Genomic DNA, 19,296 nt, shown 5'->3' with positions numbered 1-19,296 from the left:
CCTGTCACTCGTTGTCGCGCTGACCGCCGAGCATGTGCATGACATAGTAGAGGAAGGTGCCGAGGGCGCTGATGAACGCCGCCACGTAAGTGAGGGCGGCGGCGTCGAGCACCTTGCTCATGGCGGCGGTTTCAGCGCCGGGGGCCACGGCACCGGTGTGGGCGAGGATGCGTTTCGCGCGGGCGGTGGCGTCGAATTCGACGGGCAGGGTGATGAGCTGGAAGACCATGACCACACCGAAGCAGAGAGCCAGGATGGGAATGGCGATCTTCGGCGCAAAGTAGAACAGACCCATGCCGACGAAAGGAATGATGTTCCCCGCGATCGTGGTGATGCCCACGGCGGCCATGCGCCATTGCAGCGGCGCGTAGAGCTGCTGATGCTGGATGGCGTGTCCGGCCTCGTGTGCGGCCACACCGAGCGCGGCGACATTTGTGCCGTAGAAGTTCTCCTCGCAGAGTACGAGCCGCTTGTTCGATGGGTCGTAATGATCGCTCAAGAGGCCCTGGGTGGGCTCGACGACGACATCGCGGATGCCGTTGAGATCAAGGATGCGACGGGCGATGTCGGCACCTGAGAGGCCGGAGCTCGCGGGGACCTGGGAATACTGCTGGTAGGCATGTTTGACCCGCCAGGAGGCCCAGAGCGCCAGCAAAGTGGTGCCGATGCAGATGAGGAGATAGACAGGATCGAAGACAATCATGGGAGGGAGGTGTTTTGGGTTTGTTTTCTCATACGCAACAACCCCGCGTTGGGAAGCGTGGAGGTGTTGCAAATGTCCGCCGGGTTTGTCACACAAAAACCTGTGTTGCGTCTGGCGCTGTCTGCGATTGAGTCGCCCCACAATGGAAACTTCAGCCCAAGGCCCTTCCGGAGCCGTATCCCCCGCCATGCATCCGACGACTCCCATCGTCTGCCGGGTCACATCCTGGTATTTCCGGCGGATGGGCATGCTGGCGGGGCTGCTGCTCGTCTTCGGGCTGGTGTTTCTCTACGATGGCTTCCGGGGCTATCCGGCCACGGTCGAGATCGCCAAAAAGAAGGAGTGGTTCACCTCCGAGTTTCTACCCTCATTTGACGTGGCGAAGAAGGAAGGGCGGCTGGAGCAGTGGATCGCGGAGCAGAAGGCCAGGGGCCTGCCGACGGGCATCGATGGAGAGCCTCCCCGCTGGGTGAGCTACGCGGCGCAGAATGGCTGGGAGGAGGATCCGAAGCTCTACAGTGAACGTGAGATCGCCGAGCAGTTCTGGTTTGGCTACGGCTGCACTGCTGGCGCGTTCGTGGTCGGTGTCATCATTCTCCTGAATCGCAGCAAGGTGCTGCGGGGCGAGGCTGATCACTGGGTGACGCCGGAAGGCGTGAAGATCGCTTACGCGGATGTGTTCCGGGTGGACAAGCGGAAGTGGGAGCACAAGGGGCTCGCCTACGCCTGGCATCGGGGCGTGAACGCCAAGGCGGGACGGGCGGTCATCGACGATCTGAAATTCGCCGGTGCAGACAAGATTCTGGAGCGGCTTTTGAGCCGGTTCAGCGGTGAGTTGATCGAGAAAGTCAGCGCATCGGGGCCGGCTGTGGACGCCCCCGCCACAGAGGTGAAATAGCGACGTTTTGCATCGCTCGAAAAAGGCCGGATTTTCCCCTTGCCAAACCAAACCGAGCCGCTAAAGCTCCGCCCCACTCACCTACCCCCCTTCTATGGCAGAAAACATCACAGACAAAGTCAGAGACATCATCGTTGAACAGCTTGGCGTGAACCCCGAGCAGGTCACTCCTGAAGCCAAGTTCATCGAAGACCTCGGCGCCGACTCCCTCGACACCGTCGAGCTGGTGATGGCCTTCGAGGAAGAGTTCGGCATCGACGTTCCGGATGAGGAAGCCGAAAAGCTTCAGTCCGTGGGCGACGTCGTCCGCTATGTCGAAGAAAACGCGGAGTAATTTCCACGCTTCAACACCCTTTTGAAAGGCCAGGTGGTTCCGCCACCTGGCTTTTTGTGTTTGGTGGCCGCACGATTTTCAGCACCAAAAGAAAAACCCCGCCCGATCGTGAGACCGGGCGGGGTGGAAAGGATCAGGAGACCTGAGGGGATCAGTCTTCGCCAGCGACCTTGCTGATCACCTGGCGACCACGGTAGTAGCCGCAGGATGGGCAGGCGACGTGGCCCGGAACGGTGGTGCCGCACTCAGGGCAGCTCTTGAGGGTGGGTGCCTTCCAGCGGTTTGCGCCCTGGCGCATGCGTTGGCGGCTCTTGGATTGTCTGCGCTTGGGATTGGCCATGAGATGTCGGGGATGGGGGTCTAGTTCAGTTTGTTCAATGCCTCCCACACACCCGGGCCCGCGCTTTGAGGTTCTTCAGCGGCTGTCTCCAGCTCGTTTTCAAACCTGCCTTCGGCGGGACACTGACGGGGGCGGACATTGCCGTCCTCGCAGCGTGGGTAGCTCGGAAGGGCCACGAGAGTATCTTCCCGGATGGTATCCGTCAAGTTGATCGTGGGGTCCTTCGTAATCTCCACCTCGGCGGAGTAATGCTTCAATGCCACCCGGTGCTCGTAGCGTTCCAGGCAGCGGCCGCATTCGAGGCTGAACACAGCCTCCAGGCTGCCCGTCACCAGCAGATCCCCGCCATCCCGTTCGAGGTGCAGGTCGTACTTGAGCGGCGAGACAGGCTGGATGCTGTCTTTCGGGTCCAGGGCGAAGAACGAGGGCGGTTCCTGGCCGGAAATGTCCCTGCCGTCATCGGGCAGGGATCGCAGATCGATTTGGAAAGGGCGGTGCATGGCGGTGAGTCAGGATTGGAGCTTGTTGCGCAGCGCTGTGGCGACATTGGGCGGCACGAACTGTTCGACATGGCCTCCGAGGCGGCAGATTTCCTTCACAAGCCGGCTGCTGATGTAGGTGTATTCTTCCCGGGGCATGAGAAACAAAGTCTCGAGGTTCGGTTCAAGTTTACGATTCATCAGGGCGAGCTGGAACTCGAATTCGAAGTCCGACACGGCCCGCAGGCCGCGCACGAGGGCGCAGGCCTGGTTCTGTCTCGCAAAATTCACCAGCAGACCCTCGAAGGGGACGACCTCGATGCCGCTGATCTCCGCCGTGGCGCAACGGATCAGTTCCACGCGTTCATCGACGCTGAAAAGGCTCTGTTTCGCGTTGTCACGTGCCACGGCGATGATCAGGCGGTCGAAAATGCCCGCTGCACGTTGCAGGACATCAAGATGACCGTTGGTGATGGGATCGAAGCTGCCGGGATAAATCGCACGTCGCATGGTGGTGAGACGCGGATTCTAACGGCGGCGTTTCCGCGTGGAAAGCGAAAGCTCAGGCCAGGATGACTTGCGCCATGGCCAGCTCGCGCGTGTGCGTGAGGCTCACCAGGCAGGTGCCGCTCCCGGCATGTTGCCTGGCCGCGCCATGCAGACGGATCGATGGGCGGCCGTTCGGATCGCGAACGACTTCGATGTCGGTCCAGATCACTCCTTCCGCCCAGAGACCGGTGCCGAGGGCCTTTGCCACGGCTTCTTTGGCGGCAAAACGGGCGGCGTAATGCATGGCGGGATCGGCGCAGGCGCTGCAATAGGCGATTTCGTCCGGTGTGAAGGTGCGTTCGGTGAAGCGCCGCCCATGTTTCTCCAGCATCTCGCGGATGCGGGACACTTCGACCAGATCAATGCCGATACCGGTGGGATTCATCCGCTTCAATCGCGATAAGTGGCCATGACTGTGAGCATTTCCCTCACGGCGGCCCGCAGTCCGATGAAAACCGCACGAGAAACGATGTGGTGGCCGATGTTCAGCTCCGCGAGATGCGGCACCGCCCACAGGTCGGGCAGATTCCGGGTGGTGAGACCGTGGCCGGCATTGATTTGCAGGCCCAGCGCATGGCCCAGCTCCGCCGCCGCGCAAAGGCGCCTCACCTCGGCTTCACGCTCCGCTCCGCTGTGGTTGGCGAAGGTCCCGGTGTGCAGTTCGATCATCGCCGCGCCGATTTCAGCGCTGGCACGCACCTGGTCGAGATCGGGGTCGATGAACATGCTCACACGCGTGCCGTTGTCGCTGAGCGCCTTCACCGTGGCTCTCAGGCTGTCTCGCTGTCCGGCGACATCAAGCCCGCCTTCCGTGGTGACCTCCTCGCGATTCTCCGGCACCATGCACACAAAATCAGGACGCACCGCCAGGGCGATGTCGAGAATCTCACGCGTGTTCCCCATTTCGAGGTTCAGCTTAGTGCTGATGCTCTGGCGCAGCAGGCGGACGTCCGCGTCCTGGATGTGGCGACGGTCCGCCCGCAGATGAACCGTGATGGAGTGGGCGCCCGCCGCCTCGGCCTCCAGCGCCGCCTGGAGCACGGAAGGTTCGGCGTTCGGCGACTCCAGCATGGCACGGTAACGCGCCTGACGCAGAGTGACGACGTGGTCGATGTTGACGCCGAGAAGCAGGTGGGGCTGGGGCATGCGCGGTATGTAGCAGAGCCGACCGGTCCCGCAAGCCGGCGTTCCCCCGGCTTTTTTGCGTAATCTTGACAGAAAAGTGTAACCATCATCCCAAGAATCTGAAGTAATCACACGCTCTCCTTCTTCGGTGGCGTTCAAACCCTCAACATCATGAAATCCCTCTTCTACACCATCCTCATCATCGGCGGCGTTTTTCTTGGCTACGACTACTTCGTGGCACCTCCTGGGACAAAGATCGTCTTCAAGAGCCTCAATCCACCGAAACAACCCAAAACGGTGGCCGCCACCACGGTGGTGGACCCTGTGCCAGTGGAACCAGATGCGGTGCCAATGCCGGTGCCTGAGGCCGCAAAACCGGTGGTCACCGAAGAAGTCAAGCCCGTCATGCCCAGCGAGGCCGCGAAACCTCCCGCGTCTGCTTCCAACGAGCCTTTGTTTGAGCCGATCGAGGCGCTGACCGGCAACTGGCTGAAGATTCCGGCGTCCGCGTTCTCGGAGCCGCGGGAAGTGAAGCTCCTTCAAGACGCCATGTTCAAGATGAGCGTCGGTGCGAGCAAGATCGCCGCCGGGGCGACAGTTTTCGCCGTGGCAGCCAGCAATGGCCTTCTGACACTCGCACCCACCAAGACCTCGCCAGCACGCGCGGAGGTGCCGATCGATGGAACTGATTTGAAGGCCCGCCTGAATGACGTGTATGAGAAATGGAAGGTGCTGCGTGCCGCCGAATTGAAGGCAGCCGCTGCCAGACGGCAGATGGCCGCAGCCCAAGGAGCCGGCGCTGTCCCTTCCAGCAGCGAAGCCGATGCGAGCGGGAAACCTGTGCGTGGTTCGGACGGCGGTTATCCGCTTTTGATCGCCAGCATGAGGCGTGGGCAGGTCACGGAGATCACGCCGGAAAACATCATCGGCTGGCAGGAGCCGCAACCCGCCACGATCCAGGGAAAAAACGGCTGGGCGGTGAAATTGAACTTCAATGCAAAGACGATCTTCGGCCCGCAGCCCGTCGAGGCCCAGGCACTCGTCCTTGATGGCAAAGTCATGGGTTGGTACTTCCTCGGTTCCGGCGAGGAGGTGCCGTGATGAATTTTCACGAGATGGAAGTTTCCGTTTGCCAGAAAGGGGGCTGCGTTTACTATCGCGGCCCCAAACGGCAAAGGAGCGGTAGTTCAGTTGGTTAGAACGCCAGCCTGTCACGTTGGAGGTCGCGGGTTCGAGCCCCGTCCGCTCCGCCACTGGGAAAAAATCGGCCGCTTTGTCAAAGAAGCGGCCTTTTTCATTCAGCGGAGCTGACACGGTGTTCGTGTCGCGGGAAAGCGGCGCTGATTACTTCAGCGGCAGTTCATAGCAGCGGCGCTCCTCCGGCAGCATGTCCGCCTTGGGGTTGATCGCCTTGATGACGCCCCGTGCCTCCTCGGTGAAGCCGCCACTGTGGGCAATCGCGGCGAAAACTGCCCGCTGGCCTTCGCTCAGGAAGTTCAGATCCATGTATTGCAGGTAAGACAGGGCCTGCTGGAAGTCTTTGAGGCGCCACAGGGCCAGCGCCACGGCGAGTCTCCGGGCGTTGTCCTTGGGCTGTAGTTTCAGGAGGTTTTTGGCGTTGCTGAGCGCCAGTTCGATGTTTCTGCCGGCCAGCAGTGTCACATAGAGGTGGCGCTCCATGAAGGCGTTGTCGTCAGGCCAGCGCTGCACCGCTTCCGTCGTGGCCTGAAGCAGGGCCTCGGTGTTGTGATTGGCGGTGCAGGCCTTGATCAGGCCGGTGAAAGCGTCGCGTTCGATGCGTGGTGCCGCGGATGCGCGGCGGGCGGCTTTCACGGTCAGCCGGAATGCGTCTTCCGCGATGTCAAAGTGGCCGCGTTCCTCGGCATAGCGGGCGATTTGCAGCAGGGAAGGGTAGCGTCCGTTCGCCTGGGCCGCGTCCTTGGCCAGGATCAGCTTCGAGCGCAGTTCCTCCGCTGGTTTTTTCAGCACGTATGCCAGGTGCGCCCGGAACATCGCGAGCGTGGTCGGATCGATGACCTTGGCGATCGCCGGATCGTTGATCAGGCGTTCCACGTCCGGGAAGCGCTGCAGCATGGTCAGCGCGTTGAGATAGTTCTCCAGCAGGCCTTGATGCGCTTTGGCCTCCTCCTCAGGCACCACGGCCAGCACCTGGCGGAATTCGCCCTCCTCCACCAGCCAGCGCACGAAAGGCAGCAATTCGTCACGCTTTTTGTCGCGATAACGGATCGTCGCCTCCATCACGATTTCCTTTTTGCGGGCGGGGAACTGCTGCACTTCCCGTTTCAACGCGGTCACATAATGCCACTCGTTGCCTTTCGGGTGCGTCTTGAGGCGCTCGATGAGCTTGTGGGCATCCCCTGGTGTCAGCGAAGGCAGGCTGTTGAGGAATTCCAAGGCTTGAAGGCTGAGCGCGTCTGACTGCGCTGCCAGCGTCCACAACGCATCCATGCCTTCGCTGATCTCGGAGGGATTTCCCGAGGCCACCTGCACTTTCGCCAGCCGGAAGACGCTCTCCTTGTCGTCAGGATGGGCTTCTGTGTAGCCTTTGAGCACATCGCGGAGCTGCTTGTTTTGATCGCGTTGTCCCCACACATCCTCCGCCAGCTTCATCAGGGCCTCGCTCGGCTGCTCGCTTCGCATCAGCTTGTCCAGGGCCACGGATGCCTCCTTCGGCCGTCCAAGGTTCATGAGGCAGCGCACATGGAGCTGCTCATCCGTCGATGTCAGGACGCCGAGGTCCTTCAGCTTGTCATAAAAAAACAGCGCCGTGTCGCGCTTCATCAATGTGAAGTATTCAAAGTTCAAACGGATGGCATCAATGCTCTCCGGCGCCTTTTGATAGGCCTCCTGCGCCTTCATCACCGCGTTCACCACCTGGCCGTTCTCCGCCATCTGCCGCGCTTCCTTCACCATGCCTTCCGCCCGCATGTTCTTGTAGGCGTTCTTGAGAGGGCGGGCGTAAAGGATGCCCAGCAGCAGCAGCGCCGTGCAGAAGCTCACGATCACGAACGTGGCGATCCAGCGCGAAAGCGGGGACTGGCGGTCCCGGTGGGCGACGGTGGGCGGGAACAGCCACTCCCAGGCGGCGATGAACGGCCGCCACAGCACGAACGGCTTCGGATTGAAATCCTTGGTGGGATCGATTTTCTGATGCCAGAGCATGAACGGAGGGTGGCGGGGGGAAACGGGAAGTGTAGGTGATCGAAATGGCCCGTCACGTTGAATTTTTGCACGGGCTTCGATCATGACCCGTTGTGAGGCGCAGGCTTCGCGGCGCTCGAAAATTCAGTTGAAAACCCATAGCGGCCTCCTAAAGCACCGCTCCGCGATGGAACGTCCGGAGCGAGGGCGAGCAAACAAGGCAGCTCTCCTGCGACGTTAACTCCCAACCCAACCGACCCAACGACGTTATGATTCAAGTCAAAAACCTTATCAAGGTGTTCGGCACCAAAGTGGCCGTCGATGACATCTCGTTCTCCGTGGAAAAAGGAGAGGTCCTCGGCTTCCTCGGTCCTAACGGTGCCGGCAAGTCCACCACCATGCGCATGGTCACCGGTTACTTCCGGCCCAGCAGCGGCAGCATCAGCCTGTGCGGCATCGACATGCTGGAAAATCCCGAGGATGCGAAGCAACGCCTCGGCTACCTGCCGGAGAACGCCCCGCTCTACTCCGACATGACAGTCGCCAGCTTCCTGGGCTTCTGCGCCGAGATGCGCGGCCTCCATGGCGCTGACCGCACCAAGGCCATCGACCGCGTGCTTGACATGTGCTTCCTCGACAACGTCCGCAACCAGAGCGTGGACACCCTCTCGAAAGGCTACCGCCACCGTACCTGCTTCGCCCAGAGCATCATTCACGATCCTGATGTGCTCATTCTCGACGAGCCCACCGACGGCCTCGATCCGAATCAGAAGCACGAGGTCCGCGGCATGATCAAGCGCATGGGCCAGAACAAGGCCATCATCTTCTCCACCCACATCCTTGAGGAGGTGGAGGCCGCCTGTTCCCGCGCCATCATCATCGACCGTGGAAAGGTCGTCGCCGACGGCACGCCGGACAAGCTCAAGAAGCTCGTTCCAGGTGCGAACTCGCTCGACGAAGTCTTCCGCAGCATCACGAAATCCGAGACGGCGCTGAAGAAGGCCGCTTAAACCCTCCCTTTTCCCATCTCCAACCCCAACCCACCTGAACATGCGCAAACGCGACCTGCAAAACACCGTGGCCGTCTTCAAACGGGAGTTCCTGGCCTACTTCAACTCGCCCGTGTTGTACGTCATCGTCGTCATCTTCCTCCTCGCGGCGATGGGCTTCCCCTTCTTTTTCTCACGCATCCTGGACAGTGAGGACGTCGCGCTCACCGAGCGCTTCTTCGTCTGGCATCCGTGGATCTACACCGTGCTCGCGCCCGCCGTGGGCATGCGCCTGTGGTCTGAGGAGCACCGCCTCGGCACGATCGAGTTGCTCCTCACCATGCCGGTTTCGCCCTGGCAGGCGATTCTGGGGAAATTCTTCGCCGCCGCCTGTGTCTGGCTCATCGGACTCACGTTGACCTTCCCCATCGTCTGGACGGTCTGCTATCTTGGCAATCCGGACATGGGGCCGATCATCAGCGGTTACATCGCCAGCTACCTCTACGCGCTGGCCTGCCTTTCGGTGACATGCGCCGTCAGCGCCATCACGCGCAGCCAGGTCGTCTGCTTCATCGTCAGCGTCGCCTTCTGCATTGTGATCGCCTTGATCGGTGACCCGGGCGTCACTCACACCATCGTCAGCACCGTTCCCTCCTGGGCGGAGGGAGTCGTCCGCTTCGTGAGCTACTTCAGCTTCATGGACCACTTCTATGAGCTCACGAAAGGCATCTTCGTCTTCCGTGACGTGCTCTACTTCCTGTCTGTCATCGTCGTGACCCTCTTCATCACCAACCAGGCGCTTCGTTCGAAGCGTGCCTGATGCTCATCAAACCAACCTCTCACCTGATTTGACCCCATGAGCGTGAATCTGAAAAGCAAACAAGCCACCACTGGCATCACCGCCATCCTGGTGATCGCCATCGTCGTCGTGCTGAACTTCCTCGTCGGTGCCCTCGGCTTCGGCAATTTCCGCATCGATCTCACCGAGGACCGCATCTACACCCTCTCCCAGGGCACGAAGAACATCCTCAGCCGCCTCAACGAGGACGAGCCAGTCACCATCCGGTTCTACTACACCACCGATGACCGCGTCATGCCGAACGTGCTCAAGCCGCACGTCCGTGCCGTGGAAGATCTGCTGCTGGAACTCGTGAAGGCCTCCAATGACAAGATCATCCTCGAAACCATCCATCCAAATCCCAACACGGAGGAGGAAGACAAGGCTCGTGAGGACGAAATCCAGGACATGGGGCCCGTGAATCAGGAAGGGGACAAGATCTACCTCGGCATGGCGATCCAGTGCCTCGATCAGAAAGAAGTCATCCCGTTCCTCAATCCGCCCGCCCCGAACGAGGGGTCATCCATCGAATACGACATCGCACGTGCGATCGCGAAGGTCAGCAAGCCCACCAAGAACGTCGTCGGCGTCATGAGCGCCATCCCGGTGATGGGCTCGCCCATGTTCCCGTTCCAGCGTCAGCGTGGTCAGGAGCCCTGGGTGGTCGTCCAGCAGCTCCGGGCTGACTATGAGGTCGTCGAGGTGCCGATCAGCACCGACAAGATCGATCCGAACATCAAAGTGCTCCTCGTCTTGCATCCGGCTGACATCACCGAGAGCGCCGAATACGCCATCGATCAGTTCCTGCTCGGCGGCGGCAAGGTCATCGCCCTCGTCGATCCGAACAGCGTCGTTGCGCAGGCCTTCAGCGGCCAGCAGAACCCGATGACCGGGCAGCAGAACATGATCAACACCACCTCCGACCTGAAAAACCTCTTCAAGGCCTGGGGCATCGGTTATAAAAACGACCTCGTCGTCGCTGACATGAACTACCGCGGCATGCTGCAGGGGCGCAACAATCCCACCGCGCTGCAACTGCCTGCGGACGCCATCAATCGTGACGATCGCATCACGTCCGGCCTCAATTCGCTCGTGATGGTCACCGCTGGCTCGTTCAGCATCGACAACCGCGAAGGCATCTCGGCCGAGACTCTGGCCACCAGTTCCGAGGAGTCCGCCATGATTGACCTCACCGAGGCTGAAAAAGCCCGTTCCCCGCAGGGCCTGAGCAACTTCACCTCCAGCGGACGCAAGCAGATCCTCGGCGTCCGTCTGACGGGCAAATTCAAGACCGCCTTCCCGAATGGCAAGCCCGCCAAAGCTGCAGCCAAGCCCGAGGCTGGCGGTGCCCAGGAGGAAGCCAAACCTGCGGCTGCCCCTGCTCCGGCCGCTCCCACGACGCCAGCGGCCACGCCTCCTGCGGCCGCTCCAGCGCCAGTCACCGTCACCACGCCGCCGATTTCGGTCACCACACCGCCGGTGTCCGTTCCTGCCGCTGCTGAGGCCGCTCCGCCTGCCACGCCTGCTCCTGCCGACCAGCCGAAAAAAGAAGAGCCGAAGAAGGATGACGGTTCGCTCAAAGAGTCCGCCAACAGCGAAGGCGTCGTCATTCTGCTCTCCGATGTGGACATGCTCTATGATGCCTTCTGCGTGCAGCAGGACCCGATGACCGGCATGCTCGTCTCCCGCACGGGCAATCTGCCGCTGATCCTCAACTCTGTCGAAGTCCTCGCCGGCGGCGGCGACCTCCTCCAGGTCCGCAACCGCAAGTCCGCCGTGCGTCCCTTCAGCACCCTCAAGGAAAAGCGTGAGGAAGTGGAGAAGCGATTCCGCCCGAAACTCATGAGCCTTGAAGCCGAGCGCCAGAAGATCGCTGAGAAAATGGGCGCTCTGCGTCTGAAGCGTGACTCCAAGGGCAAAGGCTTCATCGTCGATCCGCAGCAGCAGAAAGACCTTGAGGAACTCATGCAGAACGACGTGAAGCTCTCCCGCGAGGTCCGCGAGATCAAAAAGGAGCAGAACAAGGAGGTCGAATACATCAAGACCACCCTCAAGTGGCTGAATTTCCTCGCCGTTCCGCTGCTCGTCAGTTGCGCCGGCATCCTGCTCGCCATCCGTCGTCGTGCCGCCACTGCCGCGGTTTGATCCAGTCATTCATCTCAACCCCGTTTTCAGACCATGAATAAAATCGTCATTCTGATCATCGTGCTCGTCGGGCTCGTCGGCGCTGCCGTCTATGTGAAAAAGGACCGCAAATCCCGCCTCAGCACCGGTTCCCGCCGTGGCGTGGACATGCGCACCATGCTCATCCCTGATCTCGATGTGAACAGCATCCAGAAAATCCGCATCAAGGACGCCAGCAACGAAGTCAACGTCGCCCTCAACGGCAACGCATGGACCGTCGCCGAACGCGGCGGATATGAAGCCAGCTTTGACAAGATCAGCCGTGCGCTGCTGGCTCTCAAGGAACAGAAGATCAAGGACAAGCAGTTCGTCGGCAAGGAATCCTGGGCCAAGGTCGGCGTGCAGCCTCCCGGCCATCCGGACGGCTACGGCATCGGCACCCTCGTCGAATTGCTCGACAGCAAAGGCAACATCAAGAAGTCCTTTGTCCTGGGCAGCAATGTCACCACCTCCGGCAATCCGAACAGTTCACCCTTCGGCGGCAGCAACGAGCGCCTCGTGCGCATGGTCAATCCCGATGACGGCGAGACCATCTGGAGCGTCGGAAACACCTTCGCCGACCTCGAAAGCAAGGCCGAGACCTGGATCGACAAGGCTTTCATCGACGTGCAGAAGATCAAGTCCGTCGAGGTCACCTCGGCGAAGCCGGAGGATTCCTGGAAGGCCTCCCGTGCCAAGGAAGACGACACGGAGTTCACCCTCGAAGGCGCCAAGGCCGGCGAAAAACTCGACAACGGCAAGGTCAACCTCACCAGCCTTCTCTCCAGCCCCACGTTCAACGACGTGCTGGCCAAGGACAAGGCCGCTGAGACCTTCAAGGACGGCGTGAAGGTCAAGATCGTCACCTTCGACGGCTTCACCTACAACCTCCAGGTCGCGAAGAAGACTGCGGACGGCGGAGACAAATACTATGTCGCGTTCACCGTCAGCGCCGACATCGCCAAAGAGCGTGCTCCGGTGAAGGATGAGAAGGAAGAGGACAAAAAGAAGAACGACACGGCCTTCGCCGAGGAAAAGAAAAAGAAGGAGGACAAGCTTGCTGCCGAGAAGAAGCTTGAGGGCTGGGTTTTCGACGTCTCCGAATACACCGTCAGCAATCTGCTCAAGAAGCGGGGCGAAATCCTCGCCGAACCGGCAAAGGCAGATGCTCCCGGCGCTCCCGGAGCCGGTGCCGCCACCCCAGGCAGCCTTCCAGACATCAAAAAGATGATTCCTGGCCTCACCCCGCCATCAACACCGCCCGCGCTTACGACTCCGGCCACGCCGCTTCCAGAGGCACCCAAGCCGGAGATCAAACCAGCTCCTGCTCCCGGAGCCAATCCGGTGACGGGCGAGAAACCGGCAGAGCCTGCCAAGCCGGAAGGCGACGCCGCCAAGAAGTAGTCAGCAGCCCATCATTCATCTCGTCCAACGGCGGCTGGTTTCCCCCAGCCGCCTTTTTCTTGCCCGGTCGTCAGCCTCAATGCGCCTGCAGCCAGTTCGTGCCGGTGCCGGCCTCGACCTCGGCCTGGACGCCGTGGGGGAGCTGGATGGCGTTCTTCATGGCATCGACGATGATGGCGCGGGCTTGTTCAGCTTCGCTGGCGGGCATTTCGAAGAGAAGTTCGTCATGCACCTGGAGCAGCATGCGGGCCTGTAGGCCGGCTTTCGTCAAAGCGGCATCGACGTGGATCATGGCGAGCTTGATCATGTCGGCTGCGGTGCCTTGAATCGGTGTGTTCATGGCCACGCGCTCGGCCTGGCCTCGAACGGTGGCGTTGGCGCTGGTGATGTCGCGGATCGTGCGGCGGCGTTTGGTGAGCGTCTCCGTGTAGCCGTGCTTTTTGGTGTCGGCGACGATTTGATCCATGAAGCGTTTGATGCCGGGGAACTGCTTGAAGTAGTTCTCGATGATTGAGGCGGCCTCACCGCGTGGAATGCCCAGACGCTGGCTCAATCCGAAGGCGCTGATGCCGTAGATGATGCCGAAATTGACCATTTTCGCCGTTCGGCGCATCTCGGGCAGCACGCCGTCGAGCTCGACGCCATACACGCGCGCGGCGGTGGCCTGATGAATGTCGTGGCCTTGCGCGAAAGCTTCGATCATCGCGGCATCGCCGCTGAGCGCTGCCATGACGCGCAGTTCGATCTGCGAGTAGTCAGCGCTCATCAAAATCCAGCCGTCATGCCCGGGAACGAAGGCTTTGCGAATCTCCCGGCCGAGATCGGTGCGGATGGGAATGTTTTGCAGGTTCGGATTGCTGCTCGCCATGCGGCCGGTGGCGGCCATGAGCTGATGGAAGGTGGTGTGAACGCGGCCGGTGACCTTGGACACGGCGTGCGGCAGCGCCTCGACGTAGGTGCTGTTGAGTTTCGTGACCTCACGGTAGTCGAGGATGTCCTGAATGATGGGATGCAGGCCGAGGAGCGACTGTAGAACCTGCTCGTTGGTCTGATACTGGCCCGTGGCGGTCTTTTTCGGTTTTTCGAGGAGTTTGAGGCGTTCGAAAAGCACCTCGCCGAGCTGTTTGGGGCTGTTGAGGTTGAAGGGACCGCCGGCGCTTTCCTGAATGCGCTTCTCCAGTTCCCTGGCCTTCTTTTCGAGTTCGATGCCGTATTCGCGCAGCGCCTGAACGTCGATCTTCACGCCAAAGTTCTCCATCTTCGTCAGCACGGGCAGCAGCGGCGATTCGATGGACTCGAAGACGTAAGTTTGCTCCTTCAACTCAGGGCGCATCTTCCCGGCGAGCTGCCAGGTAACGTCGGCATCCTCTGCGGCATAGTCTGCGACCTTTTGCGCGTCCTGATCGGCTGCCTGGGCCATGGTGGTGCCAAAAAGGTCGTCTTTCTCAGTGCAGATGACCTGAGTGATGGGCACGGGGGTGTAGTGCAGATACGTCTCCGAGAGGTAGTCCATGCCGTGACGCTGATCGGGATCGATCAGTGAATGCGCGAGCATCGTGTCGAAAAACGGCCCGCGCACCTCGATGCCGTGCGCCAGCAGCACGCTGAGGTCGAACTTGAGATTGTGGCCGATCTTCTCGATGCCATCGCGCGTGAACACTTCGCGGAAATCTTCGAGCACTGCCTTCGCCGCAGCTTTTTCCCGTGGGAAGTGCACGAACCAGCCTTCGTGGGCCTTCCACGAGAAAGCGATGCCGACGATCTGCGTGTCACGTGGATCGAGTCCGGTCGTCTCGAGGTCGAAACAGTAGCTTGTCTGCCCCGCAAGCAGTTGGAGCAGTTTTTGACGTTCCTCGGCCGTTTGGACGAGGTGATACGCGTGCGGCGTGTCGGCGATGGTGGTGAGCTTGGCCTCGACGGGCTTCGTGATCTCCTCGGTGGCGAACAATTCTCCCACCGGGGCTTCCGCGGCTGTTTTGCGTCCGCGACCGGCTTTGAAATCATCGCCGAAGAGTCGGCGACCGAGGGCGTTGAACTCGAATTCGGTCAGAAAGGCCTTCAGCGCCTCGTCGTCGTGCGGTTTGACGACGAGATCGGCGAGCTCCGCCTCGAAGGGCATGTCGGTGAAGATCGTGGCGAGCTTTTTGGAGAGGATGGCGTCGTCGCGGCTGGCTTCGAGCTTTTCCTTCTGCTTGCCTTTGAGCTGGTCGAGGTTCGCGAGCAGGTTTTCGACACTGCCAAACTGCTGGATGAGCGTGGTGGCGGTCTTTTCGCCGAAGCCTTTGACGCCGGGGATGTTGTCCACCGCATCGCCCATGAGCCCGAGGATGTCGATGACCTGCGCGGGGCGCTCAATGCCCCAGCGTTCGCAGACTTCCTTCACACCGAGGATTTCCACGTCGCTGCCCTGACGGCCGGGTTTGTAGATTTTGACGTGCTCGGTCACGAGTTGCCCGAAATCCTTGTCCGGCGTGACCATGAAGGTCTCCAGGCCCGCTTTGTCCGCCCGGGCGGCCATGATGCCGATGATGTCGTCAGCCTCGTAGCCGTCGCGCACGAGCAGCGGCACGTTCATGGCCTGTAGCAGCCGTTTCACCTGCGGGATCGCCATGGCAATGTCCTCGGGGATCTCCTCGCGCTGCGCCTTGTAGGCCGGAAACATCTCATGGCGCGGCGTCGGCGCGGAGGTGTCGATGGCCACGGCCAGGTGCGTGGGCTTCTGGTTGTGCAGGATGTCCAGCAGCGTGTTCGCAAAGCCGTAGAGAGCGGAAGTGTTCACGCCATCGCTCGTGCGGATGGGGTTTTTGATGAAAGCGAAGTGGGCGCGATAGATCAGCGCCATCGCGTCGAGGAGGAAAAGCCGGTCGGACATGTGATCGCGAGGGTAGGCGGATGCGAGAGAGGCGCAAACGAGGATGGGACGTTCGTCACCCCGGATTCAGCTTGCCGTGGGAAGTTTCCAATGACGGGGAGCCGGTGATCAAAGCGGTGATGGCGCGGCTTTACACGCCCCTCACAATCTCGTCGCGCTGGCGACGATTTCTTCCGGGAGACCCGGGATAGCGGCCAGAGTTTTCGCTGGTGGCTCACGCATGGCGGGGACGCGGAGACCGTCGGTGTCGATGGTTTGAAGAAGCTGGTCGAGTGCTCGGCCGAAGGCGGTGACGGCGGCGGTCTCTTCTTCAAGATCGTGATGCAGGCCGTTGAGAAGTGCGACGTGTTCGTAGCGGCTCAGCCATTCAGAGGCGCGTGGACGATAGCGTTCGATGATGCGGTCCATGAGGCTGTGCGCGGAACGCGGTTCGGCCTCTCGCAGCACTTGCCAGGCCAGACAGCGGGCCACGTCGGCGGCGGCGGAGACCAGACCGGGTTCGTTCACGCCGACCTGTTCGTGCGTGAGGTTGCGATGGCGGTGCTCGAAGTGGAAACCGAGGTCCACCTGGCACTGCTGCTCTCCCGGCAGATGGCGGAAGACTTCGCAGAGCATGGCGACCTCCAGCCCCCAGCCGCCGGGTAGGCTGAAGCGCTCAAGGGCGCTCATGTCGGCGGCGAATTCACCCGACAGGGGATAGCGGAAGCTTTCGAGGTGTTCGAGCAGCGGCTTGGTGCCGAGGACATCGCGACAAGCCTGTACGAGAGGAAAGATGAGCAGGCGTGTCACGCGGCCATACAGGCGGTCGGAGACGCGGCTGTAGTAGCCTTTGGCAAAGTGGTAACCCATGCGCGGATGCAGCAGCGGGTAGCACAGGCGCCACAGGACATCACGGCTGTAGTTCAGGATGTCGGTGTCGTGGCTGACGATGATGCCGTTGAAGCCGCGGGCGTGGAGGTAGGCGATGCCCATCCAGATGTTGGAGCCCTTGCCCGCATGCGAGCCAGCGAGCCCCGCCTCCTCCATGCGTTGATAAACGCGGGTGAGCTGGGGACCGTCATTCCACAGGAGGTGGGTCGGTTTGCCTCGAAGATGCTGGCGGCAGATGCGCAGCGCGCGTTCGTGCTCGGCAGCATCCATGCCGTTCATGCTGAGGATGACCTCGCTGATGTGGCCGGCCTGGGAGACCTCCTCAAGGATGCGGGGCAGCGCGGGACGCTCGCATTCGGCGTAGAGGGCGGGCAGCAGCAGCGCCACCGGCTTGTCCGCCAGGGACTGCATCTCTGTCTCGCGCGCGGAGCTGTCCGCGTGGGCGAGGTGGTGCAGGGTCGGAACGCGGGCGTGCTGGTAGAAATCTGCCATGTGGTCGGTGGGGAATCCTCAATTACCCGACGCACGCATTTGTGAAACGATTTTGTTCAAATCTGCGCTGCTGGATCGCTCCTGCCGACGGATTCGCTCTCGTCGTCGATCTCTCCCGTGAGGATGCGGGTCTCCACCTCTGGATCGACCTCGGGTGATTCAGGCTCGATTTCGATTTCCTGCCGCCACTTGCGGGAGATCCAGGGCCGGACGAGGCCGTAGAGCAGATAGGTCACGAAGATGACCGAGGGCATCCAGTGCCAGTTCATCACCGTGAAGGCGATGGCGACGATGCTGATGAGCACCCAGTGAAAGGAGCGCTTCGTGCGCCAGTTCACCGCCTTGAAGCTCGGGTACTCCAGATTGCTGACCATCAGATACGACAGCAGCGCCATCAGACCCGCCAGGGCATACTTCCAGTTGCCGATCTCGCGCTCGTTGCTGTCCAGCCACAGGATCAGCAGCGTCAATGAAGAGATGACACCGGCTGCGGCAGGGATCGGGCAGCCGCGGAAGCTCTTGCTGCTGCTCTTCACATCCGCCGCGGCCAGGCAGTTGAAGCGTGCCAGCCGCATCGCACCACAGACGAGGTAAACGCATGAGATGAGCCAGCCCAGGCCCTTGGGCGTGTCGAGTTCCTTCAAAACGATGTCATGCACGAGCAACGCCGGCGCCACGCCGAAGCTCACGATGTCCGCCAGCGAGTCGAGTTCCCGGCCGAAGGGGCTCTCCGTGCCACCCATGCGTGCCACACGGCCATCCAGCGCGTCAAACAGGCAGGCCAGCAGGATGAACACGATCGCATAGTGGTAATGCGCGGTCACCTCGTAGTATTTGCCGTCGAAGATGTGTAGGATGGCGACAAAGCCGCAGAGAATGTTTCCCGCCGTCATCAGAGTCGGCAGCACCGGAATGCGAGGTTCATGGGCCTGGGGCATGAGGGCGGAAGGTGAATGACGAATCACGGAATGTCGAATGACGAATGCGGCCCGAATGACGGTTCAGGGCACTGAACACTTGTGCTCCGCCCTCGATGCTCCATGCTGCCCACCCCATGCCCGACGCGCTTCCCCCTTTGAACGGCGACATGACCATGAGCCAGGTGCTCCAGGCCTACCCTGGCGCGCAGCGGGCGCTGTTCGCACGTTACCACATCGGTGGATGCCGCAGTTGCGGCTTCCAGCCGGGGGAGACGCTCGCGCAGGTCTGCCAGCGGAATGAAAACATCCCGGTGGCGGAGGCCGTCGCCCACATCCAGGAGAGCCATCAGAGCGATTCCTCACTTCAGATTTCCCCGCATGACTTCGAGCAACTCCGCCGCGCCCTGCCAGATCTGACGCTGCTGGATGTCCGCACACGGGAGGAGCATGACGCGGTGAAGCTTCCCGGCGCCCGTCTTCTCACGCAGGAGCTGGTGCAGGAAATCTTCACCCACGGGGACAAGACGAAGCCCATCGTGCTCTACGATCACACCGGTTCCCGTTCACTCGATGCCGCCGCCTACTTCATCGGCCACGGCTTTGGCGAGACGAAGTGCCTCACCGGTGGAATCGACGCCTACAGCCAGGAGATTGATCCGACGCTGCCCCGCTATCGTATCGAAATCGAAGCCTGATCGCCATCATGGACGAAGCCGCCCTCCAGCAAGCCCTCACCAACACGCAAAACCTCGGCGAAATGCCCGATGCGGATGCCGTCGGCACCGTCGGCAGCCCGGACTGCGGCGACATGGTGCGCCTGTGGATCAAATACAAGGACAAGGACGGCCAAAAGGTGATCGACAAAGCCAGCTTTCAGAGCTTCGGCTGCCAGACCGCCATCGCCGTCGCCAGCATCGCGACCGAATTGATCCGCGGCAAAACCAAGGACGAGGCGCTCGCGATGTCTGCCGAAGAATTGAGCCAGCCGCTCGGCCCCCTGCCACCGATGAAGATTCACTGTGGTCAGATGGTCGAAGGCGCCCTCCGGGCCGCGCTGGAAGCCGAGGGCAGAGAGCAGAGGGCGGAGAGTTCAGAATCCAGCCCCGCTGCGCCTCCCGACCAGTCTGGCACGCTTGCCGACGCGCTCAGCGCCGCCGG

19 protein-coding genes and 1 tRNA gene are annotated in these 19,296 nt (G+C 61.3%); 10 read left to right on the top strand and 10 right to left on the bottom strand.

Going from position 1 to position 19,296, the window contains the following annotated elements:
- Nucleotides 1-4: 4 nt before the first annotated feature.
- Nucleotides 5-703, bottom strand: coding sequence for a zinc metallopeptidase (locus tag IAE77_RS25640; RefSeq protein WP_294232874.1), 699 nt, complete (start codon nt 701-703; stop codon nt 5-7).
- A 187-nt stretch (nt 704-890) separates the two neighbouring features.
- On the opposite strand from IAE77_RS25640, the gene IAE77_RS25635 reads away from it, so the two are divergent.
- Both IAE77_RS25635 and IAE77_RS25630 read left to right on the top strand, forming a co-directional pair.
- A complete protein-coding gene (locus IAE77_RS25635) occupies nt 891-1,601 on the top strand; it encodes a hypothetical protein (protein ID WP_294232872.1) in 711 nt (236 codons plus the stop codon).
- A 94-nt stretch (nt 1,602-1,695) separates the two neighbouring features.
- On the top strand, nt 1,696-1,935 hold the full coding sequence (locus IAE77_RS25630) for an acyl carrier protein (RefSeq protein ID WP_294232869.1): 240 nt from the start codon (nt 1,696-1,698) through the stop codon (nt 1,933-1,935).
- Nucleotides 1,936-2,086: 151 nt separating this feature from the next.
- On the opposite strand, the gene rpmF is transcribed toward IAE77_RS25630, so the two are convergent.
- From rpmF to IAE77_RS25605, 5 genes are read right to left on the bottom strand one after another with little or no spacing between them, the layout of a single operon-like run.
- Nucleotides 2,087-2,275, bottom strand: a complete 189-nt coding sequence (gene rpmF / locus IAE77_RS25625) for a 50S ribosomal protein L32 (protein ID WP_294232865.1) — start codon at nt 2,273-2,275, stop codon at nt 2,087-2,089.
- Between the two features lie 20 nt (nt 2,276-2,295).
- A complete protein-coding gene (locus tag IAE77_RS25620; protein WP_294232863.1) occupies nt 2,296-2,775 on the bottom strand; it encodes a DUF177 domain-containing protein in 480 nt (159 codons plus the stop codon).
- Nucleotides 2,776-2,784: 9 nt separating this feature from the next.
- Complete coding sequence (gene coaD / locus IAE77_RS25615) at nt 2,785-3,264, bottom strand: pantetheine-phosphate adenylyltransferase (RefSeq protein WP_294232860.1); 480 nt, start codon at nt 3,262-3,264, stop codon at nt 2,785-2,787.
- A 52-nt stretch (nt 3,265-3,316) separates the two neighbouring features.
- Nucleotides 3,317-3,688 (bottom strand): holo-ACP synthase, encoded by a 372-nt coding sequence (gene acpS / locus IAE77_RS25610; RefSeq protein WP_294232858.1) that lies wholly within the window; start codon nt 3,686-3,688, stop codon nt 3,317-3,319.
- A gap of 5 nt (nt 3,689-3,693) precedes the next feature.
- Entirely contained in the window at nt 3,694-4,449 is a 756-nt protein-coding gene (locus IAE77_RS25605) for a pyridoxine 5'-phosphate synthase (protein WP_294232855.1), read from the bottom strand.
- Nucleotides 4,450-4,599: 150 nt separating this feature from the next.
- Between IAE77_RS25605 and IAE77_RS25600 the strand changes: the two genes are divergently transcribed.
- Complete coding sequence (locus IAE77_RS25600) at nt 4,600-5,529, top strand: hypothetical protein (RefSeq protein ID WP_294232852.1); 930 nt, start codon at nt 4,600-4,602, stop codon at nt 5,527-5,529.
- 75 nt (nt 5,530-5,604) lie between these two features.
- A tRNA-Asp gene (locus IAE77_RS25595) sits at nt 5,605-5,681 on the top strand.
- Nucleotides 5,682-5,772: 91 nt separating this feature from the next.
- Here IAE77_RS25595 and IAE77_RS25590 read toward each other — a convergent pair.
- On the bottom strand, nt 5,773-7,611 hold the full coding sequence (locus IAE77_RS25590) for a hypothetical protein (RefSeq protein ID WP_294232849.1): 1,839 nt from the start codon (nt 7,609-7,611) through the stop codon (nt 5,773-5,775).
- A gap of 248 nt (nt 7,612-7,859) precedes the next feature.
- Between IAE77_RS25590 and IAE77_RS25585 the strand changes: the two genes are divergently transcribed.
- Genes IAE77_RS25585 through IAE77_RS25570 form a run of 4 tightly spaced genes read left to right on the top strand, consistent with a single transcriptional unit; the run spans nt 7,860 to nt 12,984 of the window.
- Nucleotides 7,860-8,600, top strand: a complete 741-nt coding sequence (locus IAE77_RS25585; RefSeq protein ID WP_294232846.1) for an ATP-binding cassette domain-containing protein — start codon at nt 7,860-7,862, stop codon at nt 8,598-8,600.
- A gap of 40 nt (nt 8,601-8,640) precedes the next feature.
- The gene (locus IAE77_RS25580; protein ID WP_294232844.1) at nt 8,641-9,399 is read left to right on the top strand and encodes an ABC transporter permease; all 759 of its coding nucleotides are present in this window, start codon (nt 8,641-8,643) and stop codon (nt 9,397-9,399) included.
- A gap of 36 nt (nt 9,400-9,435) precedes the next feature.
- Nucleotides 9,436-11,562, top strand: a complete 2,127-nt coding sequence (locus IAE77_RS25575) for a GldG family protein (RefSeq protein ID WP_294232841.1) — start codon at nt 9,436-9,438, stop codon at nt 11,560-11,562.
- A 33-nt stretch (nt 11,563-11,595) separates the two neighbouring features.
- Nucleotides 11,596-12,984: a DUF4340 domain-containing protein gene (locus tag IAE77_RS25570; RefSeq protein ID WP_294232839.1), complete on the top strand. Its 1,389-nt coding sequence runs from the start codon at nt 11,596-11,598 to the stop codon at nt 12,982-12,984.
- A 76-nt stretch (nt 12,985-13,060) separates the two neighbouring features.
- On the opposite strand, the gene polA is transcribed toward IAE77_RS25570, so the two are convergent.
- The 3 genes from polA to pssA all read right to left on the bottom strand — a co-directional run bounded on the left by polA (nt 13,061) and on the right by pssA (nt 18,156).
- Nucleotides 13,061-15,856: a DNA polymerase I gene (polA, locus tag IAE77_RS25565; protein WP_294232836.1), complete on the bottom strand. Its 2,796-nt coding sequence runs from the start codon at nt 15,854-15,856 to the stop codon at nt 13,061-13,063.
- Between the two features lie 141 nt (nt 15,857-15,997).
- Nucleotides 15,998-17,218, bottom strand: coding sequence for a hypothetical protein (locus IAE77_RS25560; protein ID WP_294232833.1), 1,221 nt, complete (start codon nt 17,216-17,218; stop codon nt 15,998-16,000).
- A 56-nt stretch (nt 17,219-17,274) separates the two neighbouring features.
- Nucleotides 17,275-18,156 carry a CDP-diacylglycerol--serine O-phosphatidyltransferase gene (gene pssA, locus IAE77_RS25555; protein WP_294232830.1) on the bottom strand — a complete coding sequence of 294 codons (882 nt, stop codon included), beginning with the start codon at nt 18,154-18,156 and terminating at the stop codon, nt 17,275-17,277.
- Between the two features lie 116 nt (nt 18,157-18,272).
- On the opposite strand from pssA, the gene IAE77_RS25550 reads away from it, so the two are divergent.
- Both IAE77_RS25550 and IAE77_RS25545 read left to right on the top strand, forming a co-directional pair.
- Nucleotides 18,273-18,833 (top strand): rhodanese-like domain-containing protein, encoded by a 561-nt coding sequence (locus tag IAE77_RS25550; RefSeq protein ID WP_294232827.1) that lies wholly within the window; start codon nt 18,273-18,275, stop codon nt 18,831-18,833.
- An 8-nt stretch (nt 18,834-18,841) separates the two neighbouring features.
- On the top strand, nt 18,842-19,296 hold a 455-nt coding region (locus IAE77_RS25545), incomplete at its 3' end, for an iron-sulfur cluster assembly scaffold protein (RefSeq protein WP_294232825.1).

Source organism: Prosthecobacter sp. (genome assembly GCF_014879935.1).
Lineage (GTDB): Bacteria > Verrucomicrobiota > Verrucomicrobiia > Verrucomicrobiales > Verrucomicrobiaceae > Prosthecobacter.
Note: the sequence above shows the minus strand (reverse complement) of the source record. Positions and strands in the feature narration are given on the sequence as shown.